The sequence below is a fragment of the Mycobacterium kiyosense genome (assembly GCA_021654635.1).
GTDB lineage: Bacteria > Actinomycetota > Actinomycetes > Mycobacteriales > Mycobacteriaceae > Mycobacterium > Mycobacterium kiyosense.
Genome location: AP025179.1, coordinates 5125585 through 5140910, shown reverse-complemented (window position 1 = coordinate 5140910; position 15326 = coordinate 5125585). Strand labels below are relative to the sequence as shown.

Genomic DNA, 15326 nt, shown 5'->3' with positions numbered 1-15326 from the left:
AACTGACCCTCCGCAAACTTGGGCGGGGAGTGGATGCAGGAGCGGTATCTGCTCCACCGCGGTGCTGTTTCAGAAAATCTGAAAATTCTTGTTTCAACTTCTGGTGTTTCCGGCTCGCGAGCATGTACATTCCCAACTCGAGTGACCCCATCGGCCATGAACCACAGGAGTTTCCGCGATGTCGTATTTGGTGGCTGCCCCGGACCTGTTTGCTGCTGCGACGGCGAACCTGAACAGTCTGGGCACGTCGATCAGCGAGGCCAATGGGGCATGGGCTGGCCCCATCAGCTCGCTGCTGCCGGCGGCTCAGGACGAGGTCTCGGCCGCCATCGCCGCGTTGTTCGGAACGCACGCCCAGAGTTACCAGGCGCTCAGCCAGGAGGCGCAAGCCTTCCACCAGCAGTTTGTGCAGGCCCTCAGCTCGGCGGGCAACGCCTACTCGCTCGCCGAGTCGGTCAACGCCAACCCACTGCAGGCGGTGTCGGACCTGATCAATGCGCCCTCCCAGGCGCTCTTTCAGCGTCCGTTGTTCGGCAATGGCGCCGATGGGGCAGCCGGAACCAGCGCCAACGGTGGCGCGGGCGGGTTGTTGTGGGGCAACGGCGGTGCGGGTGGATCCGGTGCGGACGGCCAGGTCGGCGGCAACGGGGGTGCCGCCGGGCTGTTCGGTAACGGTGGCCGGGGCGGTACCGGCGGCGCCGGTGCCACCGGCGGTAACGGCGGTTCCGGCGGCATCCTGTTCGGCAACGGCGGCATCGGTGGTACCGGCGGTGTTGGCGCCGCTGCGGGTCTGACCGGTGGTGCCGGCGGTATGGGCGGAAATGCCGGCTTCTTCGGCGCGGGCGGTGTGGGCGGCGCCGGTGGGGCGGGCGGTGCCGGCGACCCGTCACTGAGCATCGCCGGCGGCACCGGAGGTGTCGGTGGCCACGGCGGTAACGGCGGGACCGTGTTCAGCACGGCCGGCGCCGGTGGCGTCGGCGGCGCGGGTGGATACGGCGGTAACGGCGCCGACGCCACGGGCGGGGGCACGACGGGCAGCGCCGGTGGCCAGGGCGGCAATGGTGGCGCCGGTGGCGCGGCCGGCAGCACCGGCATGTTCGGTGCCGGCGCCGCGGGTGGCGCCGGCGGTGCGGCGGGACTCGGTGGTAACGGCGGTGCCGGCGGCAACGGCGACAGCACGTTCATCCACGGCGGGACCGGCGGTCTGGGTGGTAACCCGGGTATCGGCGGCGCGGGTGGTGCGGGCTCACTCGGCGCGCCGAACGGCGCTACCGGGGCCGCGGCGACCAGCGGCGGCAACGGCGGTGTCGGCGGTATGGGTCTCACCGCCCCCCGGCGGCTCCGGTCTGACCGGCGGTAATGGCGGAACCGGCGGCAACGCCGGGGTGGTCGGTCACGGCGGTGCCGGCGGTAGCGGCGGTAACGGCGACGGTTCCGGCGCAGGTGGCAACGGTGGCGCCGGCGGCATCGGAGTGGTCGGTGGCCAAGGCGGCGCCGGCGGCGACGGCGGCGTGACCGGTAACGGCGGCAACGGTGGTACCGGCGGCGCAGGCGCGGTGGGCGCCGCCGGCGCAGCCGGAGCCAGCGCAGGTGCAGCTGGCGGCACCGGCGCCGTCGGCGGCACCGGTGGCGTGGGTGGAGCCGGTGGACGCGGCGGTGCGATATCGGGCAATGGCGGCAACGGCGGTGCGGGTGGCCTCGGCGGCCAGGGTGGTGGCGGCGGTGCCGGCGCTACCGGGGCCAACGCCACCGTGGCCGGTGCCACCGGCGGCACCGGCGGGTTAGGCGGATCGGGTGGTGCCGGCGGTCACGGCGGCGCCGGCGGTGCCGCGGGCTACGCCCTGGGCTCTGGAACCGGCGGTGTCACCGGCGCCGGCGGTGGCGGCGGTACCGGCGGCGCGGCCGGCATCGGCGGTGACGGCGGGATCGGTGGAGCCGGCACCGCAACAAATCCCAACGGCGGAACCGGCGGTCAGGGCGGCAACCCCGGCGCCGGCGGTGCCGGCGGCCTCGGCGGCGTGAACGGCGCCGGCACCGCGATCGCGGCAACTGGTGCTACCGGCACTGGCGCGACGAGTGGTGGCAACGGCGGTGCCGGCGGCGCGGGCTGGAACGCCACCACTCCGGGGGCCAACGGCGGTAACGGTGGTCGCGGCGGCGCCGGCGGCCTGGTCGGCAACGGTGGCGCGGGCGGGGCCGGCGGCAGTGGCGCACAGGGCGCCACCGGCACCAACCCGACCCAGACCGGTGGTGCCGGAGGGCTCGGCGGCAACGGTGGTAACGGCGGTGACGGTGGTTCCGCCGGGACGGCTGCGGGTGTCGGTGGCGCCGGCGGCCAGGGCGGTGTCGGTGGCCAGGGTGGCACCGGCGCGGTCGGCGCCGACGCGGCCGACCCCACCCAGATCGGTGGCACCGGCGGGGTCGGCGGTGTCGGTGGTCAGGGCGGCAACGGCGGTAACGGTGGCGCGGCGCCAAACCCGACCGGTCCGATCGGCCTCGCCGGTAACGGCGGTAACGGCGGTGCGGCCGGGCTCGGCGGTAACGGCGGCCGGGGTGCCGATGGAACCGCCGCCAACTTCAACGCCAGCGCCGGCGGGATCGGCGGTAACGCGGGCAGCGCCGGTGGCGGTGGACAGGGCGGCGTCGGCCTCAATGTCGGCTCGAGCGGCGGTAACGGTGCTGCGGCCACCAGTGGCGGTAACGGTGGTGCGGGCGGTAATGGTTACACCGACCCGACCGCGAGCGGCCTCAACGGCGGTAACGGCGGCGCGGGCGGCGCCGGCGGGAATCTCGGCAACGGTGGCGCGGGCGGCGCCGGTGGTAACGGTGCCACGGGCGTCACGGGCGCGTTGGGCGCGCAGGCCACCGGTGGCACCGGCGGTATCGGCGGTAACGGTGGTGCCGGTGGCGCCGCCGGAAGCCAGGCCGGTAACGGGGGCGCCGGCGGCGCGGCAGGCACCGGCGGTCAAGGTGGCACCGGCTCGGAGGGCGTCGACTCCACCGACCCGACTGTCAACGGCACCGATGCGGGGAACGGCGGGGTCGGCGGCCAGGGCGGTGTCGGCGGCAACGGCGGTGCGTCGGCCAAGGGCACCGTCGGCACCGGGGGCGCCGGCGGGACGGGCGGCGTTGCCGGATTCGGCGGTAAGGGCGGCGACGGCGCTGCCGGCACTGCTACCAACCTGGACGGCAGCGCTGGCGGTAAGGGCGGCGACCCGGGCACCGGAGGCCTGGGTGGCAATGGTGGAACCGGCTCCGTTGCCGGCGGAAATGGCGGTTCCGGCGCCGCGGTCACCAGTGGTGGTGACGGCGGAAACGGTGGCGCCGGCTTCAACGCCGCGGAGGGTTCAAACCTGGCCGGCGGCAAGGGCGGCGCCGGCGGTGCGGGTGGCGCAGTCGGAACTGGCGGCACGGGTGGCAACGGCGGGGCCGGCGACGGCTCTGGGAACGGTGGCGACGGCGGTATGGGCGGCGCCAGCGGAACGGTTGGTGGTCAGGGCGGACACGGCGGACACGGCGGGGCCGGCGGCGACACCGGAAACGGTGGCGCCGGTGGGACCGGCGGCATCGGGCAGTCGTCGGTCGGTGTGGGCGGTATCGGTGGTGACGGTGGCGCCGGCGGCGCGACCTCGGGTAACGGTGGCGCGGGCGGCACAGGCGGCGCGGGCAAGGTCAGCGGCGGCCTCGGCGGTAACGGTGGTGACGCCGGTGCGAACGGCGACGGTGGCGCCGGTGGTGCCGGTGGTGCCGGCTTGCTCGGGGGCACGGGTGCGGCGGGGGCGACCTCCGGCGCAGCCGGCGGTGTCGGTGTCGTCGGTGGTAACGGTGGCACCGGCGGTAACGGTGGGGCCGGTGGCTCCGATTCCGGTAACGGTGGGGCCGGTGGCACGGGTGGTGCCGGCGGCCAGGGTGGTACCGGTGGTGTCGGCGCTCCCTCGACGAACCCGTCCCAGGCCGGTGGTACCGGTGGTAATGGCGGCGCCGGCGGTACCGGTGGCCAGGGTGGTAACGGTGGTGCTGCCCTCGCCGGTAACCAGGGTGCCGGTGGTAACGGCGGCGCTGGTGGCGCGGCGGGCATCGCCGGAAACGGAGGCAGGGGCTCCGACGGTACCTCGACCAGCATCGCCGGCAGCAACGGCGGCAAGGGCGGCGATCCAGGTGCCGTCGGGACTGGCGGACAGGGTGGCAACGGTTCTAGCACCGGCCTGACCGGCGGCAACGGGGCCGCGGCGACCAGCGGCGGCAACGGCGGCAGGGGCGGTAACGGCTTCAACGCCAGCGCGCTCACCAACGGCTCGGCCGGCGGCAACGGCGGTAACGGCGGCGCCGGCGGCGCGGTCGGCAATGGTGGTAACGGCGGCACCGGTGGTGGTGGCGCGACCGGCACTGCGGGCAGCAACGGCAGCGGCAACGGTGTGGCCGGTGGTGGCGGCGGCACCGGTGGTATCGGCGGTAACGGTGGCGCCGGCGGTGCCGGCGGTTCCATCTCCGGCAACGGTGGTAACGGCGGCCTGGCCGGTAACGGTGGCGCGGGCGGCCAGGGCGGTTCCGGCTCGGCCTCCACCGCTTCGGCCACCGCCGGCGGCGCCGGTGGAGCCGGCGGCACCGGTGCGGCGGGCGGTACCGGTGGTGCCGCGGGCACCGCTACCAATGGCAACTCGGGCAGCGCGGGCAAGGGCGGTAACGGCGGCAACGGCGGCGCCGGCGGTACGGCCGGTAACGGCTTCAGCGCCACGACCTCGGGCGGCACCGGTGCGACCGGCGGCAAGGGCGGCGCGGGCGGTAACGCCGGTGCCGGTGGCGCGGGCGGTGCCGGCACCACGACGACCCCGGGTGGCACCGGCGGTAACGGCGGTCAGGGTGGCCTCGGCGCCAACGGTGGCACCGGTGGTAACGGCAACAACAACTCCACAACCGGCGCGGGCGGCACGGGTGGTGCTGGTGGTACTGCTGGCGCGGGCGGTAACGGTGGGACGGCGGGCGCCGGCGGTGCGGGCAGCTCCGGTGGCGCGGCAGGTGCGGCCGGTAACGGCGGCGGCGGCGGTACCGGTGGTGCCGGCGGTAACGGTGGTAACGGTGGCAGCACCACGACCGGCCCGGCCGGTGGTGCGGGTGGTACCGGTGGTGCCGGTGCCGCTGGTGGTACCGGCGGTAACGGCGCATCCGGTGGCTCGGCGATCGGTGCGGGCACCGCGGGTGCCGCCAGCGCCGGCGGCAACGGTGGCGCCGGCGGTAACGGCGGGGCGTCCGGAAACGGCGGTAACGGTGGTACGGGCACCACCGGTACCGGCGGTACCGGTGGTGCCTCCAACAACGGCGGTGTCGCGGGCGCCGGTGGTGCCGGCGGCACGGGCGGTGCGGGCACCGCCACCACCCCGGGTGGCACCGGTGGCCAAGGTGGCACCGGCGGCACCGGTGGGGCTTCCGGTAACGGTGGCGCCGGCGGCAACACTTCCAGCTCGGGCGCCGGCGGTAAGGGCGGCGCCGTCGGCACCGGCGGTGCTGGTGCAAGCGGCGGCGTCGGCGGCACCGGTGGCGCGGGTACCTCCGGTGGCGGCACCCCGACCGGGGGTACCGGCGGGGCGGCCGGCAACTCCGGTGGCGGCGGCGCAGCCGGTACACCCGGCAAGGGCGGCAACTCCGGCACGGGCACCACCGGCGGCACGGGTGGCGCCGGCGGTAACGGCGGTACTGGCGCCAACAAGGCCAACGGCGGTGGCGGCGGCGCCGGACTGGGCGGCGCGACGACCGGTGCTTCCGGCGCAAATGGCACCCCCGGCACCGGCGGTGCCGGCAGCGCAGGCGCCGTGGGTGGCTTTGGACTCAACGGAACCGGCACGCAGGCGGCCAGCGGTGCCAACGGCAGCAACGGCGCCAACGGCACCTAGGAACTCACCGAATCGGCCACGCTAGACCGGCCTCCCCTGGTATTACTCCACACACGTCGAACAGCGAACGCTTGCACTGTAAGGAAGAGGATTGAGCCGGTGAGTTTTCTGACCTTGCCACCTGAGATCAACTCGCTGAATATGCTGCTGGGCGCGGGTTCGGCGCCGATGGCGTCGGTGGCGTCGGCCTGGGATGGTTTGGCTGCTGAGTTGGGTTCGGCGTCGTCGTTTTTCGAGGCGGTGACCTCGGGGTTGGTCAATGATGCGTGGCAGGGGCCGGCTGCGTCGGCGATGGCGTCGGCGGCTTCGCCGTATGCGGCGTGGTTGAGTGCTGCGGGTGCGGTGGCGGAGCAGGCTGCCGCGCAGGCGCGGGTGGTGGTGTCGGCGTTCGAGTCGGCGCGGTCGATGATCGTGCATCCGGCGCTGATCGCGGGTAATCGCAATGCGCTGGTGAGGCTGGCGATTTCGAACCTGTTCGGCCAGAACTGGCCGGCGATTGCGGCGGCGGAGGCGGCCTACGAGGAGTTCTGGGCCCAGGACGTGGCGGCGATGTTGGGCTATCACGGTGGGGCATCGGCGGCAGCGGCGGCGTTGACGCCGTTTGCGAAGTTGCCGCTGGGTTTGGCTGGGGCGGGTGGTTTGGTCAACGCCGCGGCAACCGAGCTTGCCGGGTTGGCCGGCACTTTCACCAAGGGCGGCGCTGGGGCGGTGCTGGGCGCGGTGAATGTGCGGTTGGGCGGGCTGTTGGGTGGTTTCAACCTCAGCGGGTTGTTGAGCAGCCTGCAACTGGGTACCGGGAACCTGGCCAATCTGAACTTGCACAATCTGGGGCTGGGCGGGATCGGCACCGGTGCGGCGGCCGCCGGGCCTTGGGGGTCGTACGGTCGTCATGGTTTGCCGACTGGCTCGTGGGGGAGTTTTGCTGGCTCGGGTCTGCAGGCGCTGGTCAGCGGCCTGTCCAGCTCGGGCGGGCTGAGCAGTGTGGTCAGCAGCAGCACGCTGACCACTTTGTTGAGCAGCCCCGCCGTCGGCACTTTGTTGAGCAGTCCCGCCGTCGGCGCGCTGTTGAGCAGCCCCTCGGTCAGCAGCCTGCTGAGTAGCCCCGCCATCTCCGGCCTGCTGAGCAGCAAGTCCGTGAGTAGTCTGCTGAGCAGTTTGCACCTGAAGACCGGCGCCCTTAGTGGCGTGCTGAACCAGCTTGGTCTGGGTGCCACCGTCACTGGTGGGGCGTCGGCCGCCGCGGGTTGGGGTCATCACTGGGGTGGCTGGGGACACGTGGGCTTCGGCGGTTCGGGTCGCGGCCTGGGCTTCCTGTCCGGCCTGCTGAACTCCGAGGTCGTGTCCAGCTTGGTGACCAGCGGCAGCGTCAGCACCTTGCTGAGCAGTCCCGCGGTGAGCAGCCTGCTGACCAGCTCCACCGTCAATGCTCTGCTCAGCAGCTCCACGGTGAGCAGTTTGTTGAGCAGCCCGACGGTTAGCAGCTTGTTGAGTAGCCCGGCGGTGAGCAGCTTGTTCGGCAGCAAGGCTGTAAGCAGTTTGGTCAGCGGTCTGCATCTGAGTAACGGCAGCAGCTTGAGCAGTTTGTTGACGCAGTTGGGTGTGGGTGGCACGGGTTCGGGTGGGGCGAGTGCGGCGGCGACGGTGTCGACGCCGTGGGGCAATTTCTCGCTGAGCCAGATCACGCGTTTCGTCGAGACCCACGGTGGGTTGCAGAGTGTGTTGAACACTTTGTCGAGTTCGCCGGTGTTCACCAGTTGGGTGCAGTCTGAGGCGTTCACCAGTCAGTGGACCAGCTCGGCGGTGGGCAGTGTGTTGAGCAGCCCGGCGGTGACCAGCCTGCTGAGCAGTCCGGCGGTCACCAATCTGGTGAGCAGCCCGGTGGTGAGCAACCTGTTGGCCAGCCCGACCGTCGGCAGTCTGTTGAGCAGTCCGGCGTTGAGTGGTTTGTTGGGTAACTCTTCGGTGAGCAGCCTGCTCGGTGGTGTGCACCTGAGCAACGGCAGCAGCTTGAGCGCCCTGTTGTCCCAGTTGGGTGCCACCGGTTCCGGCGGTGCGAGTGCGGCGGCGTCGATGTTGTCGACGCCGTGGGGCAGTTTCTCGCTGAACCAGATCACCAATTACGTGAACTCTCACGGTGGCTTCGAGGCCGTGCTGGGCAATTTGTCGGGTTCGCCGGCGTTCAACGCGTGGCTGCATTCCGATGCGCTGGCGGGCCAGCTGAACAGCGCGTTGAGCAGCGCCAATGTGACCGCGGTGCTGGGTAACCCTGCCGTGGCCAGCCTGTTGAGCAGCCCGACCACGGTCGCCAACGTGTTGAGCAGTTCGTCGGTGAGCAGTCTGTTGGGCAGTTCGTCGGTGGGCAATCTGTTGAGCAGCCCGGTGGTAACCAACCTGTTGAGCAGCCCGTCCATCAGCAACCTGCTCAATGGCAAGACCCTCAGCGGCCTGCTCAGCGGCAAGACCTTGAGCAGTCTGTTGTCGCAGAGCCTGCATCCGGGGTCGGCCGAGGCGGCGGTGACCGATCTGTTCGGTAATACCGGCACGGGCAATATCGGGTTCGGTAATACCGGTGACAACAACATCGGGTTCGGCAATACCGGTAACGGCAATATCGGTATCGGGAACAACGGGTTCGATCTCAACGGCATCCTGAACTCCGGGGTCGGTAACTCGGGGTTGTTCAACACCGGCAGTTACAACACCGGTATCGGCAACTCCGGTGTCGCCAACACCGGGTTGTTCAATCCGGGCAGCTTCAACACCGGCATCGGTAACCGGGGCAGCTACAACACCGGCAGTTTCAACCAGGGCAGCTTCAACAGCGGTGACTTCAATGGTGGGGACACCAACACCGGCTGGTTCAACAGCGGCAACCTCAACACCGGTATCGGCAACTCGGGCAACATCAACACCGGTATCGGCAACTCCGGCAACATGAACAACGGGATGTTCATCCGAGGCGACGCCCAGGGCATCACCCGTATCTCCTACTCGATCCGCATCGACCAGATTCCTGTCGACTACGGCATGCGATTCCCGGTGAACACCGTGATTTCCGGTGGCACCTTCGACATCACCACACTGCCGTTCAACATCGGGGCGATCGACATGAGCGCGCTGAGCAGCACGTCCGGCACCATCGGTCCGATCAGCGTTCCGACCATCAGGATCAGTGGACCACAACTGACCTTCACCCTCGGCGGTCCGGGATACACCACGTACGGCAGTATCTCCGGCACCATCGGTCCGATCGACATCCCGCTGTTCTCGATCCCGACGGGTCCGGGCGTCGGCAACACCACGGGTGCGCCGTCGTCGGGTTTCTTCAACAGCGGCTCGGGCAGCTCGTCGGGCTTCTTCAACCTGGGTGCGGGCAGTTCCGGACTGCAGAACATGGGTCTGAATGCCTCGGGTGTGGGCAACGTCGGCAACCTGGTGTCGGGGATGCGCAACCTGGGCGACAGCATGTCGGGCTGGTTCAACGTGAGCTCGCTGGACGCCGCACAGGCCGCGGTCGTCTCCGGTTTCGGCAACGTCGGCAGTCAGGTGTCGGGGTTGTTCCACAGCTCGGTGACCGACTTCACCACCTTCAGCCTCGGTCTGGGCAACCAGGGTGGTCTGAATGTGGGCGGGGGCAATATCGGGGCGCTGAACTTCGGCTTCGGCAATGTCGGTGGCAGCAACTTCGGCGGCGGCAACCTGGGCGATCTGAACTTCGGGTTCGGGGATCTGGGCAGCCACAACTTCGGGTTCGGCAACCTCGGTGACGGCAATATCGGGTTCGGTAACTCCGGTAGCGGCAACATCGGCTTCGGTAACACCGGTAACGGCAACATCGGCTTCGGCAACTGGGGTGATGGCAACAGCGGGTTGGCCAACTGGGGTAATCACAACTCCGGTATCGGGTTGCTCGGTAACGGCAATATCGGTTTCGGCGGGTTCAATGCGGGCACCGACAACATCGGGTTGTTCAACTCCGGTACCGGTAACCGTGGCTTCTTCAACTCCGGCACGGGTAACACCGGTATCGGCAACGCCGGGGATTACAACACCGGTATCGGCAACACGAGTATCGCCAACACCGGGATCGGTAACACCGGCAGCTTTAACACCGGGATCGGTAACACCGGCAACCACAACACGGGCAGTTTCAACGTCGGCAGCTTCAACACCGGCGATGCCAACCCCGGGAGCCAGAACACCGGCAGCTTCAACGGCGGCAACACCAACACCGGCTTCGCCAACGCCGGCGACCTCAACACCGGCTCGTTCAACACCGGCAGCATGAACGTCGGGTCCTTCCAGCTGGCCGACAGCCAGGTGCTCGACGGCTTCAACATCTCCATCGATTTCCCAGCGATTCCGATCGACCTGGTGGCTGGTACCAATGTGGCGATCCCGATCACCGGCCAGTTCGACCCGATCACCATCTACCCGATCATCGTCGACGTTCCGGTCAACGTGACAGGTCTCGGTCTCGCCACCATCAGTGGAACCGTCCCGTCCGCAATCGTCGACCCCATCGTCATCAACCCAATTCGCCTGATGGACGTCGTGTACGGAGCGGACGTACAGATACCCATCCAGATGACGCTGCTGGGCCGACTCGATCTGTCGCTGCCGGGAGTGCTCGGTATCGGTAACTCGCTCGGGTCGTTGGCGTCGGGCTTCTTCAACGGAGTTTCGAACGGGACGTCCGGCTTCCTCAACACGAGCGACCTGAGTTCGGGCTTCGTCAACGCCAACGGCGCGCTGACCTCGGGCTGGTTAAACGCCGGTTCGCTGTTGACGGGCTCGCAGAATCTGGGCGACGCGATCTCGGGCTTCGTCAATACCAGCACCGTGGCCGGGGACGCGGTGATATCCGGCATCGGCAACATCGGCAGCCAAATCTCCGGCTTCTTGCACGGCCAGATGAGTGCGCTGCAGCAGACGCTGACGGACTGGGTGACTCCCTGATGACGTGCTTCCGCAACTACCCCCGAGAAGCTTTCCTGCAATGTAAGGAAGAGGACTGAGCCGGTGAGTTTCCTGACCTTGCCACCCGAGATCAATTCCCTGAACATGCTGCTGGGCGCGGGTTCGGCGCCGATGGCGTCGGTGGCCGCGGCCTGGGACGGTTTGGCGTCCGAGCTGGGTTCGGCGTCGTCGTTTTTCGAGGCGGTGACCTCGGGGTTGGTCAATGATGCCTGGCAGGGTCCGGCTGCGGCGGCGATGGCCTCGGCGGCGTCGCCGTATGCGGCGTGGTTGAGTGCGGCGGGCACGGCGGCTGAGGAGTCGGCGGCTCAGGCGCGTGCGGTGGTGTCGGCCTATGAGACGGCGCGGTCGATGATCGTGCACCCGGCGTTGATCGCGGGCAACCGTAATTCGTTGGTGTCGTTGGTGGTGTCGAACCTGTTCGGCCAGAACGCGCCGGCGATCGCGGCGGCGGAGGAGATCTACGAGCAGTTCTGGGCTCAGGATGTGGTCGCGATGGTCGACTACTACGGCGCGGCGGCGGCTGCGGGGTTGACGCCGTTTGCCAAGGGGCCGTTGGCTCAGTTGGCGGGGGCCGGGGTGCGGTCAAGGCTGTGGTGGGTCAGTTGGCGGCCGGGGTGGGCGGCCTGCAGATCGGCAACGTCAAGGTCAATGTGGCGGGGCTGGGTGTGGGCAGGTTGGGCAGCCTGCTGGGCGGATTCAACCTGAGCAATGTGCTGAGCAGTTTGCAGCTGGGCACCGGCAACCTGGCGAATCTGAATCTGCACAGCCTGGGGTTGGCCGAGGCGGGTACGGGGCGGCGGCGGCCGGGCGGTGGGGGTCTTACGGTCGGCACTTCTCGGGCGGCTGGGGATCCTTCGGTGGCCTGCAGGCGCTGGTCTCGAACGTGTCCAACTCGGGTGTGCTGACCAGCGTGCTGAGTAGCGGCAGCTTGACGAGCCTGCTGAGCAGCCCGACGGTAGGCAGCCTGTTGAGCAGCCCGGTGGTGTCCAATCTGTTGGCCAGCCCTTCGATCAGCAGTCTGCTGAGCGGCAAGAGCCTGGCCGGGTTGTTGAGCAGCAAGTCGGTGAGCAGCCTGTTGAGCAGCCTGCATGTCACCGGCGGCGACGTGACCAGCGTGCTCAACCAGCTGAACGCCTCTGGCGTCGGTACGGCTGCGGCCGGGTGGGGCCACGGCGGTTCGTGGGGCCACTTCGGTGGCGGCTCGTTCCGGGGTCTGTCGTCGTTGAGCGGGCTGCTGAACTCCGACTTCGTCGCCAACCTGGTCAGTAGCAGCAGCGTGAGCAGCATCCTGAGCAGTGCCAACCTGGCCACCCTGGTCAGCAGCCCGACGGTCAGCACACTGTTGAGCAGCCCCATGGTGAGCAACTTGTTGGCCAGCCCATCGGTCAGCAGCTTGTTGAGCAGTCCGGCGCTGAGCGGCCTGCTGAGCAATTCTTCGGTGAGCAGCCTGCTCAGTGGGTTGCACCTGACCAACGGCAGCAGTCTGAGCAACCTGTTGTCGCAGCTGGGTACCACCGGCACCGGCAGTGCGGCGGCGTCGACGTTGTCGACGCCGTGGGTCAACTTCTCGTTGAGCCAGATCACGCGCTTCGTCGACACCCACGGTGGTCTGCAGAGCGTGGTGAACAACCTGTCGAGTTCGCCGGCATTCACCAACTGGATCAACTCCGGGGCGTTGGCTGCCCAGTTGAACAGCCCCGCGGTGAACACCCTGCTGAGCAGCCCAAGTGTGAGCGCCGTGCTGAGCAGCCCGGCGACGGTCAGCAACTTGCTGAGCAGCCCGGTGGTGTCCAACCTGTTGAGCAGCCCCGCCGTGAGTAACCTGCTCAACGGTAAGACGTTGAGCAGTCTGCTCAGCGGCAAGACCCTGACCAGCCTGCTGGACTCCGGGAATCTGAGCAGCCTGTTGTCGCAGACCCTGCACCCGGGCTCGGCCGAAGCGGCCGTGACCGATCTGTTCGGTAATACCGGGACCGGCAATATCGGGTTCGGTAATACCGGTGACAACAACATCGGGTTCGGCAATACCGGTAACGGCAATATCGGTATCGGCAACTCCGGCTTCGATCTTCGGGGCATCCTGAATTCCGGGGTCGGTAACTCGGGGTTGTTCAACACCGGTAGCTACAACACCGGTATCGGCAACTCCGGCATCGCCAACACCGGGTTGTTCAATCCGGGCAATTTCAACACCGGCATCGGTAACCGCGGCAGCTATAACACCGGCAGCTTCAACCAGGGCAGCTTCAACAGCGGTGACTTCAACGGTGGTGACACCAACACCGGCTGGTTCAACAGCGGCAACCTCAACACCGGTATCGGCAACTCGGGCAACATCAACACCGGTATCGGCAACTCCGGCAACATGAACAACGGGATGTTCTTCCGGGGCGACGCTCAGGGCATGCCCGGGTTTACCTACACCGCCCACATCGACGCGATTCCCGTGAGCTTTGGCATGCGAATCCCGTTGAGCATGACCATCTCCGGTGGCACCTTCGACATCACCACGCAGCCGTACACCATCGGCACGATCAATCTCAGCTCGCTGAGCACCATCAACGACGGCTCGACAGTCGGTCCCATCAACGTCCCGTCCATCACGGTCAGCGGCCCGCGGTTGCACCTCCTGGTCGGCGGGCCCAACTACACGGTGTTCGGCGGCATCTTCGGCACCGTCGGTCCGATCGACATCCCGTTCTCGATTCCGGCTGGTCCGGGTTTGGGCAACACCACGACCAGCCCGTCGTCGGGATTCTTCAACAGCGGCTCGGGCAGCTCCTCGGGCTTCTTCAACATGGGCGCCGGCAGTTCGGGGTTGCAGAACCTGGCCTCCTATGCCTCGGGTGTGGGCAACGTCGGCAATCTGGTGTCGGGCATGCACAACCTTGGCAACAGCATCTCGGGGATGGCCAACCTGAGCTCGCTGGATGCGGCGCAGGCTGCGGTCGTGTCCGGTATCGGCAACGTCGGCAGCCAGGTGTCGGGTCTGTTCCACAATGCGGTGACCGACTTCACCACTTTCAGCCTGGGCCTGGGCAACCAGGGTGGCCTGAATGTGGGTGGCGGCAATATCGGGGCGCTGAACTTCGGCTTCGGCAATGTCGGTGGCAGCAACTTCGGCGGCGGCAACCTGGGCGATCTGAACTTCGGGTTCGGTGATCTGGGCAGCCACAACTTCGGGTTCGGCAACCTCGGCGACGGCAACATCGGGTTCGGTAACTCCGGTAGCGGCAACATCGGGTTCGGCAACACCGGTAACGGCAACATCGGCTTCGGCAACTGGGGTAACGGCAACACCGGCTTGGCCAACTGGGGTAACAACAACTCCGGTATCGGCCTGCTCGGTAACGGCAATATCGGCTTCGGTGGCTTGAACGCGGGCACCGACAACATCGGGTTGTTCAACTCCGGTACCGGTAACCGTGGCTTCTTCAACTCCGGCACGGGTAACACCGGTATCGGCAACGCCGGGGATTACAACACCGGTATCGGCAACACGAGTATCGCCAACACCGGTATCGGTAACACCGGCAGCTTCAACACCGGCATCGGCAACACCGGCAACCACAACACCGGCAGTTTCAACGTCGGCAGCTTCAACACCGGCGACGCCAACCCCGGCAACGTCAACACCGGCAGCTTCAACGGCGGAAACACCAACACCGGCTTCGCCAACGCCGGCGACCTCAACACCGGCTCGTTCAACACCGGCAGCATGAACATCGGTTCGTTCCAGCTGGCCGATAGCCAAGGTCTGGGGGGAATCTCCATCCCGATCGAACTGCCGGCGATTCCGATCGACCTGGTGGCGGGCACCAACACGACGATCCCGATCACCGGTCAGATTGACCCGATCACCGTCTACGTCCCGCAGTTCGGCATCCCGGTCAATGTCTCGGCCAGCTTCCTGATCACTCTCAACTTCACTGGCACCCAGATGGGCCCAGCGCTACCCCCAATCGTCGTCAACCCGATCGTCCTGAAGGACCTCGCGGTCGGGGTGAACGTCCAGGTGCCCATCGACCTCACGGTGCTCGGCCGGCTCAACCTGTCGCTACCGGGCCTGACCGGTATCGGGAACTCCGGCGTGCCAGTGTCGTCGGGCTTCTTCAACGGAAGCTCCAGCGGGACTTCCGGATTCTTCAACACGAGCGATCTGACTTCGGGCTTCTCCAACGCCAACGGCGCGCTGACTTCGGGCTGGTACAACTCCGGCTCGCTGCTGTCGGGCTGGCAGAACCTGGGCAACGCGATGTCGGGCCTCGCCAACACCAGCACCGTGGCCGGGAACGCGCTGATCTCCGGCATCGGCAACATCGGCAGCCAGCTCTCCGGCTTCTTGCACGGCCAGATGGGTGCGCTGCAGCAGACGCTGGCGGACTGGGTGACTCCCTGATGACGTGCTTCCGCAACTACCCCCGAGAAGCTTTCCTGCAATGTAAGGAAGAGGACTGA

At 68.1% G+C, this 15326-nt stretch carries 3 protein-coding genes and 2 pseudogenes; all 5 read left to right on the top strand.

What is annotated here, in order from left to right:
- Positions 1-178: 178 nt before the first annotated feature.
- Positions 179-1075 (top strand): annotated as a pseudogene (locus L6444_RS30835) (PE family protein); the annotation flags it as partial.
- Positions 1076-1304: 229 nt separating this feature from the next.
- The gene (locus L6444_RS24100; protein ID WP_459551876.1) at positions 1305-5888 is read left to right on the top strand and encodes a PE family protein; all 4584 of its coding nucleotides are present in this window, start codon (positions 1305-1307) and stop codon (positions 5886-5888) included.
- 99 nt (positions 5889-5987) lie between these two features.
- A complete protein-coding gene (locus L6444_RS24095) occupies positions 5988-10847 on the top strand; it encodes a PPE family protein (protein WP_236977678.1) in 4860 nt (1619 codons plus the stop codon).
- Positions 10848-10910: 63 nt separating this feature from the next.
- A pseudogene (locus L6444_RS24090) lies at positions 10911-11393 on the top strand (PPE family protein); the annotation flags it as partial.
- Between the two features lie 358 nt (positions 11394-11751).
- Positions 11752-15267: a hypothetical protein gene (locus tag L6444_RS24085; RefSeq protein ID WP_236977677.1), complete on the top strand. Its 3516-nt coding sequence runs from the start codon at positions 11752-11754 to the stop codon at positions 15265-15267.
- The last annotated feature ends 59 nt before the right edge of the window (positions 15268-15326 follow it).